Annotated in this window: 15 protein-coding genes; 3 read left to right on the top strand and 12 right to left on the bottom strand. The window is 69.3% G+C overall.

The features are described from left to right. Window positions 1-15: 15 nt before the first annotated feature. Window positions 16-1,056, bottom strand: a complete 1,041-nt coding sequence (cobT, locus tag ACAM57_RS14135) for a nicotinate-nucleotide--dimethylbenzimidazole phosphoribosyltransferase (RefSeq protein ID WP_369662092.1) — start codon at window positions 1,054-1,056, stop codon at window positions 16-18. Further along, window positions 1,053-2,513, bottom strand: a complete 1,461-nt coding sequence (locus ACAM57_RS14130) for a cobyric acid synthase (protein ID WP_369662091.1) — start codon at window positions 2,511-2,513, stop codon at window positions 1,053-1,055. The genes cobT and ACAM57_RS14130 overlap by 4 nt, the downstream gene beginning before the upstream one ends. On the opposite strand from ACAM57_RS14130, the gene ACAM57_RS14125 reads away from it, so the two are divergent. Beyond that, the gene (locus tag ACAM57_RS14125; RefSeq protein ID WP_260319256.1) at window positions 2,473-2,895 is read left to right on the top strand and encodes a hypothetical protein; all 423 of its coding nucleotides are present in this window, start codon (window positions 2,473-2,475) and stop codon (window positions 2,893-2,895) included. The two genes, ACAM57_RS14130 and ACAM57_RS14125, sit on opposite strands and share 41 nt — an antisense overlap. A gap of 61 nt (window positions 2,896-2,956) precedes the next feature. Here the strand turns inward: ACAM57_RS14125 and ACAM57_RS14120 are convergent, their stop codons facing one another. The 4 genes from ACAM57_RS14120 to ACAM57_RS14105 all read right to left on the bottom strand — a co-directional run bounded on the left by ACAM57_RS14120 (window position 2,957) and on the right by ACAM57_RS14105 (window position 10,229). After that, window positions 2,957-4,471: an efflux transporter outer membrane subunit gene (locus ACAM57_RS14120; protein WP_369662090.1), complete on the bottom strand. Its 1,515-nt coding sequence runs from the start codon at window positions 4,469-4,471 to the stop codon at window positions 2,957-2,959. 29 nt (window positions 4,472-4,500) lie between these two features. Beyond that, on the bottom strand, window positions 4,501-7,779 hold the full coding sequence (locus tag ACAM57_RS14115) for an efflux RND transporter permease subunit (protein ID WP_369662089.1): 3,279 nt from the start codon (window positions 7,777-7,779) through the stop codon (window positions 4,501-4,503). A 166-nt stretch (window positions 7,780-7,945) separates the two neighbouring features. After that, complete coding sequence (locus ACAM57_RS14110; RefSeq protein WP_184637514.1) at window positions 7,946-9,196, bottom strand: efflux RND transporter periplasmic adaptor subunit; 1,251 nt, start codon at window positions 9,194-9,196, stop codon at window positions 7,946-7,948. A 148-nt stretch (window positions 9,197-9,344) separates the two neighbouring features. Beyond that, entirely contained in the window at window positions 9,345-10,229 is an 885-nt protein-coding gene (locus ACAM57_RS14105) for an alpha/beta hydrolase (RefSeq protein ID WP_126023970.1), read from the bottom strand. A gap of 204 nt (window positions 10,230-10,433) precedes the next feature. Between ACAM57_RS14105 and ACAM57_RS14100 the strand changes: the two genes are divergently transcribed. Both ACAM57_RS14100 and ACAM57_RS14095 read left to right on the top strand, forming a co-directional pair. Continuing rightward, entirely contained in the window at window positions 10,434-11,348 is a 915-nt protein-coding gene (locus ACAM57_RS14100; protein WP_126023969.1) for a LysR family transcriptional regulator, read from the top strand. 199 nt (window positions 11,349-11,547) lie between these two features. Further along, entirely contained in the window at window positions 11,548-12,285 is a 738-nt protein-coding gene (locus tag ACAM57_RS14095) for a flagellar brake protein (protein ID WP_369662088.1), read from the top strand. Window positions 12,286-12,300: 15 nt separating this feature from the next. On the opposite strand, the gene ACAM57_RS14090 is transcribed toward ACAM57_RS14095, so the two are convergent. The 6 genes from ACAM57_RS14090 to cbiB are packed head-to-tail and all read right to left on the bottom strand — an operon-like array spanning window position 12,301 to window position 16,514. After that, a complete protein-coding gene (locus tag ACAM57_RS14090; RefSeq protein ID WP_369662087.1) occupies window positions 12,301-12,765 on the bottom strand; it encodes an OsmC family protein in 465 nt (154 codons plus the stop codon). 53 nt (window positions 12,766-12,818) lie between these two features. Next, complete coding sequence (locus ACAM57_RS14085; RefSeq protein ID WP_369662086.1) at window positions 12,819-13,403, bottom strand: GNAT family N-acetyltransferase; 585 nt, start codon at window positions 13,401-13,403, stop codon at window positions 12,819-12,821. Window positions 13,404-13,409: 6 nt separating this feature from the next. After that, window positions 13,410-14,138, bottom strand: coding sequence for an LrgB family protein (locus ACAM57_RS14080; protein WP_369662085.1), 729 nt, complete (start codon window positions 14,136-14,138; stop codon window positions 13,410-13,412). Then, the gene (locus tag ACAM57_RS14075; protein WP_369662084.1) at window positions 14,139-14,492 is read right to left on the bottom strand and encodes a CidA/LrgA family protein; all 354 of its coding nucleotides are present in this window, start codon (window positions 14,490-14,492) and stop codon (window positions 14,139-14,141) included. A gap of 40 nt (window positions 14,493-14,532) precedes the next feature. Then, the gene (locus ACAM57_RS14070; RefSeq protein ID WP_369662083.1) at window positions 14,533-15,549 is read right to left on the bottom strand and encodes an aminotransferase class I/II-fold pyridoxal phosphate-dependent enzyme; all 1,017 of its coding nucleotides are present in this window, start codon (window positions 15,547-15,549) and stop codon (window positions 14,533-14,535) included. Further along, window positions 15,546-16,514: an adenosylcobinamide-phosphate synthase CbiB gene (cbiB, locus tag ACAM57_RS14065; RefSeq protein WP_369662082.1), complete on the bottom strand. Its 969-nt coding sequence runs from the start codon at window positions 16,512-16,514 to the stop codon at window positions 15,546-15,548. The genes ACAM57_RS14070 and cbiB overlap by 4 nt, the downstream gene beginning before the upstream one ends. Between the last annotated feature and the right edge of the window lie 4 nt (window positions 16,515-16,518).

The following is a 16,518-nucleotide window of genomic DNA, read 5'->3' as shown; positions in this document are numbered from 1 at the left end:
GGCCCGGCGCGGCGCTCATGCTTCCTTTCGAGACACGCCGGCCGATTCGAAGCTCGCCATCTCGCGCAGGATGCGGCAGGCGGATTCGAGCAGCGGCCATGCCAGCGCGCCGCCCGAGCCCTCGCCCAGGCGCAGGTCGAGTTGCAGCAGCGGATCGAGCCCCAGCCGCTCCAGCAGCAGCGCATGCCCCGGCTCGGCCGAGCGGTGCGCGGCCACGCAGCGCTGCACCACGTGCGGCTGCAGCGCCTGCGCCACCAGCACCGCGGCGCTGGCGATGTAGCCGTCGACCACGATCACCCGCCGTTCGCTGGCCGCCTGAAGTACCGCGCCCGCCAGTGTCGCCAGCTCGAAGCCGCCGAGTGCCGCGAGCGCTTCCAGCGGTGCCGTCGCGCCGGCGTGCAGCGCGAGCACCTGCCGCAGCACCTCGCGCTTGCGCGCCAGGCCGGCCGCGTCGAGGCCTGTGCCGATGCCGATGCAGGCGTCGATGTCCAGCCCGCCCAGGCGCGACAGCAGCAGCGCGGCCGATGAGCTGTTGCCGATGCCCATCTCGCCGAGCAGCAGCGCGTTGCCCGGCAGCGCGCGCACCACCTCGCGGCCGTTGGCGATCGCCTGCGCGCATTGTTCGGCGCTCATCGCCGGCGCCACCGAAGCGTCGGCCGTGCCGGGGGCGATGCGGCGAGACACCAGACCCGGGCGCGCCTGGAAGTCGCGGCGCACGCCGCAGTCCACCACCGTCAGCGCCAGGCCGTGCTGGCGCGCGAGCACGCTCACGGCGGCGCCGCCGGCCAGGAAGTTCTCGACCATCTGCCAAGTCACCTCGCTCGGGTAGGCCGAGACGCCGCGCGCCGCCAGCCCGTGGTCGGCGGCGCAGACCAGCATCTGCGGCGCCTCCAGCACGGGCTTGTCGGTGCCGAGGATGCTGCCGATGCGCAGCGCCAGCGCCTCCAGCCGGCCGAGCGCGCCAAGCGGCTTGGTCTTGTTGTCGAGCGCGGCCTGCAGGCGTGCGGCGAGCGCGGCGTCGGAAATGTCGGGGATCGTGGGAACGAATTCGGTCATGCAATCAGTCCGGCGAGCACGCCGGTGTCGAAGTGGGTGTCGATGAAATCGGCCAGGCCGTCGAAGGTGGATTCCAGCGTGGGCGCCGAGGCGCCGAAGAGCGCATGCAGCGCGCCCGGGTCCTCGAACAGGCCGTGAAGATAGATGCCGAGCACGTTGCCCCGCGCGTTCTGCCAGGCCAGCCCCTCGGGCATCACAGCCCTGCCGTTGTGCGCGAGTTGCGGGTGCTCGGCGGTCTGGCCGTGATGGATCTCGTAGCCGCCAACCGGCACGCCCGACAGCGCGCTCCAGGTGCCGGTCAGCTCGCCGAAGGCGGCCGTGCGATGCCGCACCGTCTTCTCGCGCTCGAACACCGTCACCAGCGGCAGCAGGCCGAGCCCCGGGGCATTGCCGTCGATGCCGTGCGGATCCACCAGCGCCTCGCCCAGCATCTGCAGGCCGCCGCAGATGCCCAGCACCGCGCCGCCGCGTTCGGCATGCGCGGCCACGGCGCGGTCCAGCCCCTGCGCGCGCAGCCAGGCCAGGTCGCCGCTGGTGTTCTTGGAGCCGGGCAGCACGATCCAGTCGGCGGCGGCCACGTCGGCCGGCGTGCGCGCCCAGACCAGCCGCACGCCCGGCACGTTCTTCAGCGCCTGGAATTCGTCGAGGTTGCTGATGCGCGGGTACGCGACCACGGCCACCGTTCGCGTGACGGCGCCGCTCCCGCGGCTGCGGTCGTCGAACACGCCGTCTTCCTCGGGCAGGCCGTGCTGCCACCACATGGGCAGCGTCGCCACCGTGGGCACGCCGGTCAGCTCCTGCAACTGCTGCGGGGCCGGCGCGAGCAGCGAGGCATCGCCCCGGAACTTGTTGAGCACGAAGCCGCGCAGCAGCGCCCGGTCGGCCTCGGGCAGCAGCGCCCAGGTGCCGTAGAGGTGGGCGAAGGCGCCGCCGCGGTCGATGTCGGTCGCCAGCAGGCAGCGCGCCTGGGCGTGGCGGGCGATGCGCATGTTGACGATGTCGCTGGCCATCAGGTTGATCTCGGCCGGCGAACCGGCGCCTTCGATCACGACCACGTCGTTCCCGGCGCGCAGCTCGTCGAGCGCCTGCGCGATCTGCGGCCAGACGCGCTCGCTGCGCCCGCGCCAGGGCAAGGCCGAGAGCGCCTCGCTCACCTGCCCCATCAGCACCACCTGGCTGTGGGTGTCGCGCTCGGGCTTGAGCAGCAGCGGATTCATGCGCACCTCGGGCGCCGCATTGGCGGCCAGGGCCTGGAAATACTGGGCGCTGCCGATCTCGCCGCCATCGACCACGCGGGCGTTGTTGCTCATGTTCTGCGCCTTGAAGGGCGCCACCCTCAGGCCCCGGCGGGCATACCAGCGGCACAGCGCGGTGGCCAGCCAGCTCTTGCCGGCGCCGCTGGTGGTGCCCAGGACCATGACGCAGCGCGCCGGTCCGCTATTCGCCTTTGAACTCATCGGCGGATTGTCGTTGAGCGCCGCGGCCCTCTCGCCGGACTGCGACATCTTTCACACACCGGCGCTGCAAATGCGGCCCATGAATCCGGGCGGCGCTTTCCTGCGTACACCCGGCGTCGCACACTGTCACAACAACACACCCCAGGGAACCATGCCAGCCTTGAACGATTTGGCGCTGACCGTCGAGGAACCCGAGCCGGGCCAGTTCTTCTGGACCCTGCTCGAGGCCCACCACGCCGACGAAGCCTCCGAAACCCTGGACTACCGGGTCTGCCGCAGGGCCGTCCGGCCGCAGGCCAGCTATTCGAACGCCCTGGCCATGGGCGTGCTGGAGTTGCAAAAAATAAGCGCCGCCGAAAGCCCCGCCGGCGAAACCGGTTGAGCCCCCGACGGCGCAAGACCGCCTTGCGGCGTTCAGGCTGTCAATTTCTTTCCCGAGCGATTCAGCGCGCGGCCACCGTGGTCTGCGCGGTGCCGGCCGCAGCCACGGGCGCCGGCACGTCCCAGCCTCCGCCGATGGCGCGGATCAGACCCACGGCCGCCTGGTACTGGGCCGACTTCACCTGCAGCGCCTGGCGGCGGTTGCGCAACTCGCTGCGGCGGGCGTCCAGCAGATCGAGCTGGCTGATGTAGCCGTTGCGGTAGCGCGTGTCCGACAGGCTCGTCGCACGGGCCGCCGAGGTGACGGCCTGCGCTTGCACCACCGACTGCTCCTGCAGCGTGCGGATGGCGGCCAGCTGGTCTTCGACTTCCTGGAAGGCCACCAGCACCTGCGTGCGGTAGCTCGCGAGCGCGCCGTCGAGCTGGGCGTTGGCGCCCTGCACGCCGGCCTCGCGGCGGCCGCCGTCGAAGATCGGCAGCGACAGCAGCGCACCCACGCCCCACGAGCGGGCCGACCACTTGAAGAGGTCGCCGATCTCGGGCGAGGCGTAGCCGGCGGCGCCGGTCAGCGAGATGTCGGGGAACCACGCGGCCTGCGCCACGCCGACGCGGGCCTGCGCCGCGAGCACGGCGCTCTGCGCGGCCGACACGTCGGGACGGCGCGTGAGCACCGTGGCCGGCACGCCCGGCGGAATGCTCGGCAGCGTGGTCGACCAGTCGGCGCCGCTCAGGCCGAAGCTGGAGGCCGAATCGCCCACCAGCACCGCGAGCGCATGTTCCACCTGGGCGCGCTGGCGGTCGAGCGCGAGCGCGTCCGACTCGGTGGACGACACCTCGGTCTGCACCCGCGCCACGTCGAGCTCGGCAATGTCGCCGGCCTGCTCGCGGCGCTGCGACAGGCGCAGCGTGTCGCGGTAGGCCTCGACCTGCTCGCGCACCAGCGCGCGCTCCGCATCGAGTGCGCGAAGCTGCAGATAGGTCTGCGCCACCTCGGCCTGCACCGCCAGGCGCGTGCTCTGCAGCAGCGCCTCGCGGCCGGCCGCGTCCAGGTTCGCGGCCTTGCTCGCGCCCGAGAGCCGGCCGAACAGGTCGACCTCGTACGAGAAGGTGGCGCCGATGTTGGTCATCGTGGCCGGGCGCGTGCTGGCGGTGGCCTTGTCCAGGCCGGCGCCGCGGTTGGCGCCGGCGCCCAGGCCGATCTGCGGCAGGCGGTCGGCGTTGGCGCTGCGCGCCAGCGCGCGGGCCTCGGCCAGCCGCGCGGCAGCGGCCTGGATGTTGCCGTTGTTCACGTCGGCCTTCTCGACCAGCGAATTGAGCACCGGGTCGTTGAACGCCAGCCACCAGGCGCCGCGCGGTTGTGCCTCGGCGGGCACGGCGCGCGTGAACCCGGCGGGCGGCGTGGCGCCCTGCTGTTGTTGCTCCTTGCCCTGCTCCTTGAACTGGGCCGTGGTCGTGATCTCGGGCAGGCCCGAGGGCACGGTGGCACAGCCGGCCAGCACCAGGGCAGCCATCAGGGGCAGCAAGGCGGTACGGAAGGCCCGGGCGGGCTTCACCAAGGGTTGTACTGAGAATTTCATGATCAGCTTTCTTTCTTCTTCCCGATCAGTCAGTCATGCGAGCCGTGCGAGGGACGCGGCGAGGCAGGCACCGGGTGCATGCCGCCACCGCCGGAGCCGCCATGCGAGGCAGGCGTGGCCGGATGGTCGGCAGACACGAACTCGTCGCCATGCGGCACTTCGCCATGCAGCTTCAGCGGCCGGTTGCCCGCGAGGCGGCGCAGCAGCACGTAGAACACCGGCGTGAGGAACAGGCCGAAGGCCGTCACGCCGATCATCCCGGCGAACACCGCCACGCCCATGGCCTTGCGCATCTCCGAGCCCGCGCCGGTCGACAGCACGAGGGGCAGCACGCCCATCACGAAGGCCAGCGAGGTCATGAGAATCGGGCGCAGGCGCAGCCGGCTGGCTTCGATGGCCGCCTGCACGGGCGTGCGGCCTGCGAATTCGAGCTCCCGTGCGAACTCCACGATCAGGATCGCGTTCTTCGCACTCAGCCCCACCAGCACTATCAGCCCGATCTGCGTGAAGACGTTGTTGTCACCCCCCGATATCCACACGCCGGTCATCGCGGCCAGGATGCCCATCGGCACGATCAGGATGATCGCGATCGGCAGCGTCAGGCTCTCGTACTGCGCGGCCAGCACCAGGAAAACCAGCAGGATCGCCAGAGGGAACACCAGGAAGGCGGAGTTGCCGGCCAGGATCTCCTGGTAGGTCAGCTCGGTCCACTCGAAGCTCACGCCCTTGGGCAGCGTCTCGGCGGCGATCTTCACGATCGCGTCCTGCGCCTGGCCCGAGGAATAGCCCGGCGCCGGGCCGCCGTTGATGTCGGCGGCGAGGTAGCCGTTGTAGCGCATGGCGCGCTCAGGCCCGAAGGTCGAATTCACCTTCATCAGCGCCGACAGCGGCACCATCTCGCCCGAGGTCGAGCGCACCTTCAACAGGCCCACGTCCTCGGCACGGGCGCGGTAAGGCGCATCGGCCTGGACGCGCACGGAGTACGTGCGGCCGAACTTGTTGAAGTCGTTGGCGTACAGGCTGCCGAGGTAGATCTGCATGGTGTCGAAGATGTCCGTCACCGGCACGCCGAGCTGGCGGGCCTTGGTGCGGTCGATGTCGGCATACAGCTGCGGCACGTTGACCTGCCAGCTGGTGAACATGCCGGCCAGCTCGGGCGCCTGCTGTGCCTTGGCCATGAAGGCCTTCACCGCCGCGTCCATCTGGTCGTAGCCCACCGAGCCGCGGTCTTCCAGCTGCAGCTTGAAGCCGCCCGTGGTGCCCAGGCCCGCCACCGGCGGCGGCGGGAACATCACGATGAAGGCGTCCTGGATGCTCGAGAACGCGCCGTTGAGCTGGCCCGCCACCGCGCCGCCGCTCTGGTCGGGGCGCTTGCGCTGGTCGAAGGGCTTGAGCGTGGCGAACACGATGCCCGAGTTGGAGCTGTTGGTGAAGCCGTTGATCGACAGGCCCGGGAAGGCGATGGCGTCTTCCACGTTCGGGTTCTTCTTCATGATCTCGCCCATGCGCTGGATCACCTCGTCGGTGCGGTCCAGCGTGGCGCCGTCGGGCAGTTGCGCAAAACCGATCAGGTATTGCTTGTCCTGCGCCGGCACGAAGCCGCCGGGCACCGCCTTGAACAGGCCGAAGGTCACCGCGATGAGCGCGACGTAGATCCCCAGCATCAGCGCCTTGCGCGAAATCACGCGCTTGACGCCGCCGCTGTAGGCCTCGGAGCCGCGATGGAAGAAGCGGTTGAAGCCGCGGAACAGCCAGCCGAAGACGCGGTCCATGCCGCGCGTCAGCGCGTCCTTGGGCTCGTCGTGGCCGCGCAGCAGCAAGGCGGCGAGCGCGGGCGACAGCGTCAGCGAGTTGATGGCCGAGATCACCGTAGAGATCGCGATGGTCACCGCGAACTGGCGGTAGAACTGGCCCGTGAGGCCGCTGATGAAGGCCAGCGGCACGAACACGGCCACCAGCACCAGCGCGATCGCGATGATCGGGCCCGACACTTCGCGCATGGCGCGGTACGTGGCCTCACGCGGCGTCAGGCCGGCTTCGATGTTCCGCTCGACGTTCTCCACCACAACGATGGCGTCGTCCACCACGATGCCGATGGCCAGCACCAGCCCGAACAGGCTCAGCGCGTTGATCGAGAAACCGAGGATGTGCAGCACCGCGAAGGTACCGATCACCGACACCGGCACGGCCAGCAGCGGGATGATGGAAGCGCGCCAGGTCTGCAGGAACAGGATCACGACCAGCACCACCAGCATGATGGCTTCGAGCAGCGTGTGGATCACCGACTCGATGGACGCGCGCACGAACTGCGTCGGGTCGTAGGCGATGCGGTATTCCAGGCCCTCGGGCATGTTCTTGTTGAGCTCTTCCATCGTCTTGCGGACGTTGGCAGAGATGTCGAGCGCGTTGGAGCCCGGCGCCTGGAACACGCCCATGCCGACGGCCGGGTCGTTGTTCAGCAGCGAGCGCAGCGAGTAGTCGGCGGCGCCCATCTCGAGGCGGCCGATGTCGCGAAGACGTGTGACGGCGCCGTCGGTGCCGCTCTTGACGATGATGTCGCCGAACTCTTCCTCGCTCTGCAGGCGGCCCTGCGCATTGATCGACAGCTGCATGTCCACGCCCGACAGGCCCGGCGAAGCGCCGACCACGCCGGCCGCAGCCTGCACGTTCTGGCCGCGGATGGCGGCCACCACGTCGGAAGCCGACAGGCCGCGCTGCGCGACCTTCTGCGGGTCGAGCCACACGCGCATGGAGTAGTCGCCGCCGCCGAAGATCTGGACCTGGCCCACGCCTTCGATGCGCGCCAGCGGGTCCTTCACGTTCAGCACCGCGTAGTTGCGCAGGTAGTTGATGTCGTAGCGGTTGTTCGGCGAGACGAGGTGGACCACCATCGTCAGGTCGGGCGCGCTCTTGACGGTCGTGATGCCGAGACGGCGCACTTCCTCGGGCAGGCGCGGCTCGGCTTGCGAGACGCGGTTCTGCACCAGCTGCTGTGCCTTGTCGGGATCGGTGCCGAGGCGGAAGGTGACGGTGAGCGTCAGCACGCCGTCGGTGGTCGCCTGGCTGCCCATGTAGAGCATGCCTTCGACGCCGTTGATCTGCTCTTCGAGCGGGGTGGCCACTGTTTCAGCGATCACCTTCGGATTGGCCCCGGGGTACTGGGCGCGCACCACCACCGACGGCGGCGCGACTTCCGGGTACTCCGAGATCGGCAGACCGCGCAACGCGATCAGGCCGGCTATCAGCATCAGTAGCGACAGCACGCCGGCAAAGATCGGCCGGTCGATGAAGAATTTTGAGAGATTCATGTTCGTTTACTCCACCGCGTCGTGCGCGGTCCACGCCGCGTGCAAGCACGCAGCATCCAAGTGGCTCCCATTTCAGGAACACCGCGGAACCGGCTTTGCCGGGCCGCTGGTGTTGCCCCCGTGAGGGGGTTGGCGGCTACACGAAGTGAGCAAGCCTGGGGGTGGTTCAAGATTTGGCGGCCTCTGCCACGCGTTCCGGTTGTTGTTGCTTCGTATCGGCCTTCGCGTCCATCGTCACCTGCTGCGGCGCCACCACCGCACCCGGGCGGATGTGCTGCAGGCCGTTGACGATCACGCGGTCGCCCGCCTTCAGGCCCTTGCTCACGACACGCAGGCCGTTGATGGAGGCACCGAGCGTCACTTCGCGGTAGACGGCCTTGCTGTCGTCACCCACGACCATCACGAACTTCTTGTTCTGGTCGGTGCCGATGGCGCGTTCGCTCACCAGCAGCGCGGTGTCGTTGCGGGCCTGACCCATGCGGATGCGGGCGAACTGGCCGGGAATCAGGGCGCCGTCCTTGTTGTCGAACGAGGCACGAACGCGCACCGTGCCGCTGCGGGCATCGACCTGGTTGTCGATCAGCTGCAGCTTGCCGGTGAAGGGCGTGCCGTCCATGCCGGCGGTACCCATCTGCACCGGAATGCTCTCGATCTGGCCGCGGGCGCTGGAGCCGCTGGGCAGCTCCTTCAGCGCGCGGGTGATGACCTGTTCGTCGGCATCGAAGCTCGCGTAGATCGGGCTCACCGACACCAGCGTGGTCAGCACCGGAGCGCCCGGACCGGCCGCCACCAGGTTGCCCACCGTCACCTCGATGCGGCCGATGCGGCCCGACACCGGCGCACGCACCTGGGTGTAGCCCAGGTTCAGGCGCGCCGACTGCAGCGAAGCTTGCGCCGCGCGCAGGTTGGCTTCGGCTTCGCGGCCGGCGTTCACACGCTCGTCGTACTCGCGCTGGGCGATGGCCTTGTCGTCCCACAGGCGCTTGGCGCGCTCCTGCTCGCTGCGGCTGAACGATTGGCGGGCCTGCGCGGAAGCCACCTGCGCCTCGGCACGCTCGACCTCGGCCGCATACGGCGCGGGGTCGATGGTGACCAGCAGGTCGCCCTGCTTCACCAGCGCGCCCTCGCGGAAGTGCACCGCCTGCACGGCGCCCGCCACGCGGGAGCGCACGTCGACGCGCTGCACGGCTTCGAGGCGGCCCGAGAACTCGTCCCAGGCGTTGATCTCGCTCGCCGCCACCGTGGCGACCGACACCGGCGTGGCCTGCGGCGCCGCCGGTGCGTTGTTGGCTTCGGCCTTGAAGCTGTACATGCCCACCACCGCCGCGGCCACGGCCAGCAGCGCGGTGAGGCCGGTCACGGCAGGCCAGAGGCCCTTGCGGGCGGCGGAAGACAGCTTTTTCTCGTTGTTCGACATGATGTTCAGTCCTTCTCGATGACTTTTGGGATGCAACAAGCCACCCCGGCGCTTTTGGCACCAGGAGGCGGGATTTCAGGGAAAAAGGGGCCCCGGCACGCGGCCGCGCTGGCAGCGTGTCGATCAGGCAGCCGGTGACCGGCGGGAACTAGCTGGGGTGGTTGGCCGTCGCGGGCGGCGGCGTCGTCGCGCTGAAGAACTCACGGAAGTGCTGCTGCACCGCCGCTTCACAGGCTACGCAGCCCGTGTTCTCGGTGTCGTACAGCGCCTTGGGCCAGTTGGCCGCGCTGGGCAGCACGCTGCTCGTGACCTCGATGCCGGCCGCGCGCAGGCGGTTGGCGAAGGTCATTGCCTCGTCGTGCATGGCGTCGTCGGCACCCACCAGCACCAGCGCGGGCGCCAGTGCCGACAGCCGCAGCGAACCGCTGGGCACTGCGTAGGGGTGCATCGCGTTCGAGGGGCAGCTCAGGTACTTCTCCCAGCCACTGGCCCAGCGGCATTCGGCCGCGTCGTTGGTGGCGTTGCGCAGCGAGGCGGTGCCGGCACAGGGGTCGAGCATGGGCGACAGCAGGATCTGGCCCGCGAGCGGCGGATGGGCCCGGTCGCGGGCGATCAGCGCCACGGCTGCCGCCAGGTTGCCGCCGGCTTCCTCGCCGGCCAGATAGACCTGGGAGCCCTTGCCGCCGAGCTTGGTGCGCTGCTTGTAGAGCCATTCGAGGGCCGCATAGCCCACTTCGATGGGCTCCGGGAACGGAGACTGGGGCGCCAGCGGGTAGGCCAGCGAAACCACCACCGCGCCCGCCCCGGCCAGCAGCCGCGCCACGTTGCGGCCGTTGTCCAGGCCGCCGCAGACGAAGGTGCCGCCGTGGAAATGCAGCACCAGCGGCGCTACATCGCCCTTGGCGCGCTGGCCGTACACACGGGCACCGACCGGTTCGCGGCCGGGCAGCTCGATCGAAAGATCGGCTTCCACGCCTTGTGCCGCAGCGCGGGCGGCAGCTTCGGCAGAACGGGACGATGGAACGGGTGACATGGGCGACCTCGGGGATTTGGGCGATGGTTGAAATATAAGTCGGCCGATCTGTCCATAAACAGGGTCGGCCGACCCCACTCTGTTTCCAAACGGACAACAATCAGCACAGCTCAAGGCAACAGGCGGTGCCACCGGAGGGAATTGTCTCCTTGTGTGAGAATCCGCCTCCCCCGGTGTGGGCCGGGAACCCAGAACAGGCATTCGATGGATCAAATCCAGGCCATGCGGATCTTCGTCCGCGTCGTGGAAGCCGGCACCTTCACCCGGGCAGCGGACTCGCTGGCCCTCCCCAAGGGCACGGTCACCAAGCAGATTCAGGCGCTCGAATCGCGCCTGCGCGTGAAGCTGCTCAACCGCACCACGCGCCGCGTCACCGTCACGCCCGACGGCGCGGCCTACTTCGAGCGGGCCGCGCGCCTGCTCAACGACTTCGACGACATGGAAGCCAGCATGACGAATGCGCAGGCCAACCCCACGGGGCGGCTGCGCATCGACGTCGGCACATCGGTGGCGAGGCTGATCATCCTGCCCGCGCTGGCCACCTTCTGCGACCGCTACCCCGACATCCAGGTCGACTTGGGCGTGAGCGACCGCACCGTCGACCTCATCAGCGACAACGTCGACTGCGTGATCCGCGCGGGCGAGCTCAGCGACCAGTCGCTGGTGGCCCGGCGCATCGGCACGCTGGATTTCGTCACCGTGGCGTCGCCGGCCTATGTAAAGCGCTACGGCATCCCGCAGCATCCGAACGACATCGAGAAGCGCCATCACGTGGTCAGCTACTTCTCGGGCACCACGCGGCGCGTGTATCCGCACGAGTTCAAGAAGGGCGACGAGGTGATCGAGCTGAACGGTCCCTACCGCGTGGCCGTGAACGAGAGCAACGCGCACATCACGGCGGTGCTCGGCGGCTTCGGCATTTCGCAGTGCATCACCTTCATGGCCGAGCCGCTGCTGGAAAGCGGCGAGCTGGTGCAGATCCTGCCCGACTGGCAGCGCGACCCGCTGCCCATCCATGTGGTCTATCCGCCCAACCGCCACCTGAGCGCGAAGGTGCGCGCCTTCGTGGACTGGGCCGCCGAGTTGTTCGCCAAGAACCCGAGGCTGCAGCGCCGCTGACCGCGGGAATTGCCGCTGCAGGGGGCCGATCGGGCGGCGATCTGCCTGCAGATCGCCGCGCAGCCCTAAATTCCGGCCGGCAAATGCCGTTAATCACTTCGGCTGCCTGCCGGAAACCCGTCCCGACACCCTCCACCCGGCATCCGGCCCCGGGAGCCAGCCCGCCCATGCGCGCGCCGGAAAACAGACACACAAGCTCATGGATACAGAACAGTCGAATGCAGCCGAGCACACCAGCGGATTCGGCCGCCGCACGCCGGCGGAGATCGGCGTCCACCTGCGCAACCTCGCCGGCCGCCGCGACAACCTCACCGTGCAATACGCGGGCGGCCATCTGGTGACGCAGCTGCTCGACGTGGACACCCGCGCCCGCGTCTTCATCTTCGACTGGGGCGCCTCGCCCGAGCAGAACCAGGGCCTGCTGGCGGCGCCGCGCTGCCACTTCGAGGCCCAGCAGGACGGCGTGCGCATCGAGTTCTCCATCGCCTCGCCGCGCGAGATCCGCTACGAGGGCATGCCGGCGTTCGAGGCCGACTTTCCGGAGATGCTCGTCTACCTGCAGCGGCGCGAGTACTTCCGTGTGGACGCGCCGATCGCCGATTCGTACACCTGCTCCGGCATCCTGCCCAACCGCGAGGCCTTCTCCTTCGAGGTGCAGGACCTGTCGCTGGGCGGCGTAGGCCTGCGCACCCGCGACGAACGCGCGGCCGCGTTGCCAGTCGGCACCTTCCTGCGGGACTGCGAACTTTCGCTGGGAGCGCTCGGGCGCCTCACGCTCGACCTGGAACTGGTGTCGCTGCGCCCCGGCATGCAGCCCAACGGCACGCCGCGCTACCAGTTGGGCTTCCGCTTCCTGGCGCTGCCGCCGGGCGCCGAAAGCGCGCTGCAGCGCCTCGTTACCCGGCTCGAGATGAAGAGCCGTTCGCTCGTCGGCTGACCCCGCGCGGCCGGGTCAGAACACCGGCTCGCAGCGCACCTCGGTCTTCACCGAGTTGGCGATGAAGCATTCCTCGTGCGCCCGGTGATGCATCTGCCCGATCTGCTCGCGCGTGGGCAGGTTGTCGCCGGAGAAGCTCACCTGCGGCCGCAGCGTGACCACAGTCATCGCCATCTTTCCTTCGGCGTTCTTCTCCATCACGCCCACGGCCGCATCGAAATACCGGTCGACCACGAACCTGCGCTTCACCGCCATCGAGAGGAACCACAGCATGTGGCAGTTCGACAGCGAGGCCACGAACATCTCCTCCGGATCGACCGCCGATGCATCCGACATCGGCAGCGGCACCACGTGCGGCGAGGAAGACGCGGCCACTTCGGCGCCGCCGTCGAAGCGCAGCGAGTGCCGCCTGCTGTAGGTGTTCGCGAGGAAGTCCTGCTCGCCACGCAGCCAGAGGACTTCCGCTGTGTACTGGGCCATGAAGTTCTTCTCCGGCTCGGTTTGCGGGAGTGCGATTCTGCGCCAGCCGCGATTCAGACAAGCGCGATGCGATAGCGCAGCTTCGTCAGGCTCCCCTGGCTCGGCAGGGTGATGAAGGTCTCGACCAGCTCGCCGCCGTTCGCCACGATCACCTTCTGCGAAGCGAAGTTGTCGGGGCTGGTGGTGATCTCCACGCGCTTGAGGCCCTCTCCGGCCGCGAGCTTGAGCATCGCGCCGAGCGCGCGCGTGGCGTAGCCCTTGCGCTGCTTCCAGGGCACGACGTTGTAGCCGATGTGGCCCAGGCAGTAGAGCGGCAAGGCGTCGGTGCCGGGCTGCCAGCGCAGGTCGATGCTGCCGCAGAACTCGCCGTCCCACATCCAGCACTTGTAGCCTGGCAGGCGCCGGACCTTGGAGCCGTCGGGCATGACGATGCGGCCGCCCTTCGCCTCGCGGTCGACCAGGCTCGCAAGGAAGCGGTCGGCGTTCGCCTTGATGGCGGCGCGGTCCTCGGCGCCCGATTCGGGCCGCGTCTCGTCGCGCGCCCAGCCGCGGTTGAGCGCGGAGACGTAGCTTGGCAGATAGGCCTTGGAAGGCCAGACCAGCTCCATCTGACGCGGTTCCACAGCGGGCTTCGCCATGCTGTTCTAGGCTCCCATCAGCTTCACGATCAGCGGCACCAGCAGCGCGGTGGCGATGCCGTTGAGTCCCATCGCCAGCGCCGAGAACGCGCCCGCCGTCTCGTTCACCTGGATGGCACGCGCCGTGCCGATGCCGTGCGCAGCCATGCCGACCGCGAAGCCGCGCACCGCCGGCTCCCGGATGCGCAGCAGGTTCAGCAAACCGGTGGCCATGATCGCGCCCGAGATGCCCGCGACAGCCGCGGCCACCGCCGCCAGCGAGGGCAGCCCGCCGATCTTCTCGGCCACGCCCATCGCGATGGGCATGGTGGCCGACTTGGGCGCGAGCGACATCATCAGCTCGTGCGAGCCCCCCAGCACCCATGCGATGCCCACGGCCGAGACGATGGCCGCGACCGACCCCACGACCAGCGCCACGCCGATGGGCAGCCACAGCCGCCGCAGCCGGTCGATCTGCCCATACAGCGGCACGGCCAGCGCCACCGTGGCGGGCCCGATCAGGAAGTGCACGAACTTCGCGCCCTCGAAATACGTGTCGTAGGGCGTGCGCGTGAGCAGCAGCACGGTGACGATCACGATCACCGAGATCAGCACCGGGTTGACCATCGGGTTGCGCCCGCTGCGTGCGTGCAGCCACAGCGCCCCCAGGTACGCCAGCAGCGTGAGCGACAGCCACAGCAGCGGCGACTGGGCCAGGAACACCCAGATCTCGAAGAGCCTGGCGGGCGCGGTCATCTATTGGGCGTCCTTGCCGGTGATGCGGATCATCCAGCGGAAGGTGAGCGCGGTGACCGTCATGGTGAAGGCCGCCCCCACGATGCCGGCGGCGAGAAAAGGCAGCCACTCGCGCCCCACCCTCTCGAAATGCAGCATCACGCCGGTGACGGCCGGAATGAACAGCAGCATCAGGTTGCGCAGCAGATGGCCCGATGTTTCGTTCAGCACCTGCGGAACGCTGCCGCGCACCAGCAGGCCGATGAACAGGAACACCATGCCGATCAGCGGTCCGGGAATGGGCAGCCCCAGCCACTGCACGAGCAGTTCGCCGGCAAGCTGGCAGAGGAAAAGCGTGGTGATGGCGTAGAGCATTTTTTCTTCTGTTCTTCTTCAGGTGTGGGTATGTAGGCGTTCAGGCGACGCTTGTCCAGGCTTCTTTCAGCGCCTGCTGGCTGGCTGGCGGCAGCACGCCCATGCGCACGTGGCCCGGCAGGCCGAAGGAGGTGCAGTCGCGCAGCTTGATGCCCGCCGCGCGCAGCCGCTTCAGCAGAGCTGCGAAATCGTCGGCGCCGGGCTTGGCGACATGGAAGTTGGCGTCGCTCGGCCATACCTGCCAGCCCATCTCGCTGCACAAGGCCGTCTGCGACGCCTTCCACGCACGCAGGGTGACGAGGCTGTCGCGCAGCCACTGCTGCACACCGGGCTGTGTCCAGGCCGAAAGCATCGCCACGCCATCCGCGCCCACCGGCCACGAGGCTGCAAGGCGCAACAGCGTGCGCACCGCGTCCTGCGCATCAGCCGGTGCGATCGCATAGGCCGCGCGCACGCCCGTCATGCCGAGCGCCTTGTTGGGCGACCACATCTGCCAGACGCGGTCCAGCTGCCGCTGGTTCAGTGCGAGACGGCCTTCCAGCCGCAGAGGCTCGTAGGCGCGGTCGAGCACGCATGGCACGCCTTCGGGCAGGGCATCGACGGTTTCGCCGATGCCCTGCTGCGCCTGGCCCAGCGGCGCAGAGGGATCGCAGCACCAGGCCAGCCAGGGCCGCCGCGCCACATGCGGTGCGCGCACCACCTGCAACCCGAGCGCCCGAGCGCTCGCGGCGTAGTCGCCGTATGACATGGCCGGCAGCGCTGCCTCGCCATGCCCGTTCCGGTTTTCGAGCGCCACCCAGGTCGTGATGCGCCGGATGAATTCGCTGGCCCCGGCCGCGAGCACGATGCGCCACGCGTCCACGCCGTGCATGGCCGCGACTTGCTCGCGCAGCGCCGTGTAGGCCGGATCGGGATAGCGGGACAGGTCGGCCGCACGCACCAGCTCCATCGCCCCGGGGCTCGGGCCGCATGCGTTGGCGTTGGTGGAGAAGTCGTGCGCGGGCGCGCCGAGCGCGTCCGGGCCGCCGTGGGTGAACAGGGAGTCAGCGTCGGTCATGGCACGAAGAACAGTAGCGCGCCGGCCAGCAACAGGACGCCGCTCGCCAGCAGCAGCACGCCCCGCTGGCCAAGCTGCGCGGCACGGCCGGTATCCGCCGGCGTCGGGGCGGCTCCCTCGGCATTCAGCGCATACACGCCCGGCTTCGCCAGCCGCACGCCGAGCAGCAGGGCCACCGTCGCCATCGGCCAGCCGCTGTTGGGCGACGGCGTGCGGCGGGCTTCTTCAGACAGCCCTGAAGGCCAGCGCCATGCGGCCAGCGCGAGCAGCGCCACAGTGATGCGAGCAGGAATCCACGAGAGCACGTCGTCGACGCGCGCGGCCCATTTGCCGAACCAGGTCCAGTCGCGGCCGTTGCGCTCGCCTCGATAGCCCCACATCGCATCGGCGGTGTTGGCGAAACGGTAGAGCGCCGCGCCCGGCAGGCCCAGCAGCACGAACCAGAAGACGGGCGCCACCAGCGAATCGTTGAGGTTCTCGGCGAGCGATTCGATGGCGCTCTCGCGCACCTCGCGCTCGCTGAGACGCTCGACGTCACGGCTCACAAGGCGCGCCAGCCGAGCGCGCCCGGCATCGAGCGAAACGCCCAGCGCCGCCTCGACCGCGAGCACCTCGTCGCGCAGCATGCGCCAGGCGAAGAGCGGCTTGAGCAGCAGGCCCAGCACCAGCGCCACCGCCCATACGGGCAGATGCAGCACCGCCAGCGTCTGCAGGGCCATCGCGATGCCCCAGACGCACATCGCCCCCACGCACCACACCAGCGCGCCGCAGAAGAACATCGGCAGATCGACCGTCTTGGCCTCATGAATACGCGGCGCGATGCGCGACCCCGTGCCCAGATAGCGCCCCATCCACACGACCGGATGCAGCGGCGCTGGCGGCTCGCCCAGCCAGCGATCGACGGCCAGCGCTATCCACAGCGCGGCGGCGAAGGCGATGGCGTATTCGGAACTCGGCAAGGGCATGGAA

The sequence above is a fragment of the Variovorax sp. V15 genome (assembly GCF_041154425.1).
GTDB lineage: Bacteria > Pseudomonadota > Gammaproteobacteria > Burkholderiales > Burkholderiaceae_C > Variovorax > Variovorax guangxiensis.
This window is presented reverse-complemented; position numbering and strand designations above follow the sequence as displayed.

Coding starts and splice junctions, on each gene's coding strand:
- ACAM57_RS14120 (WP_369662090.1), bottom strand. CDS start 4,471: ATGAAATTCTCAGTACAACCCTTGGTGAAGCCCGCCCGGGCCTTCCGT.
- ACAM57_RS14085 (WP_369662086.1), bottom strand. CDS start 13,403: ATGGCGAAGCCCGCTGTGGAACCGCGTCAGATGGAGCTGGTCTGGCCT.
- ACAM57_RS14090 (WP_369662087.1), bottom strand. CDS start 12,765: ATGGCCCAGTACACAGCGGAAGTCCTCTGGCTGCGTGGCGAGCAGGAC.
- ACAM57_RS14100 (WP_126023969.1), top strand. CDS start 10,434: ATGGATCAAATCCAGGCCATGCGGATCTTCGTCCGCGTCGTGGAAGCC.
- cobT (WP_369662092.1), bottom strand. CDS start 1,056: ATGACCGAATTCGTTCCCACGATCCCCGACATTTCCGACGCCGCGCTC.
- ACAM57_RS14110 (WP_184637514.1), bottom strand. CDS start 9,196: ATGTCGAACAACGAGAAAAAGCTGTCTTCCGCCGCCCGCAAGGGCCTC.
- ACAM57_RS14075 (WP_369662084.1), bottom strand. CDS start 14,492: ATGCTCTACGCCATCACCACGCTTTTCCTCTGCCAGCTTGCCGGCGAA.
- ACAM57_RS14080 (WP_369662085.1), bottom strand. CDS start 14,138: ATGACCGCGCCCGCCAGGCTCTTCGAGATCTGGGTGTTCCTGGCCCAG.
- ACAM57_RS14115 (WP_369662089.1), bottom strand. CDS start 7,779: ATGAATCTCTCAAAATTCTTCATCGACCGGCCGATCTTTGCCGGCGTG.
- cbiB (WP_369662082.1), bottom strand. CDS start 16,514: ATGCCCTTGCCGAGTTCCGAATACGCCATCGCCTTCGCCGCCGCGCTG.
- ACAM57_RS14125 (WP_260319256.1), top strand. CDS start 2,473: ATGACGCAGCGCGCCGGTCCGCTATTCGCCTTTGAACTCATCGGCGGA.
- ACAM57_RS14105 (WP_126023970.1), bottom strand. CDS start 10,229: ATGTCACCCGTTCCATCGTCCCGTTCTGCCGAAGCTGCCGCCCGCGCT.
- ACAM57_RS14095 (WP_369662088.1), top strand. CDS start 11,548: ATGGATACAGAACAGTCGAATGCAGCCGAGCACACCAGCGGATTCGGC.
- ACAM57_RS14130 (WP_369662091.1), bottom strand. CDS start 2,513: ATGAGTTCAAAGGCGAATAGCGGACCGGCGCGCTGCGTCATGGTCCTG.
- ACAM57_RS14070 (WP_369662083.1), bottom strand. CDS start 15,549: ATGACCGACGCTGACTCCCTGTTCACCCACGGCGGCCCGGACGCGCTC.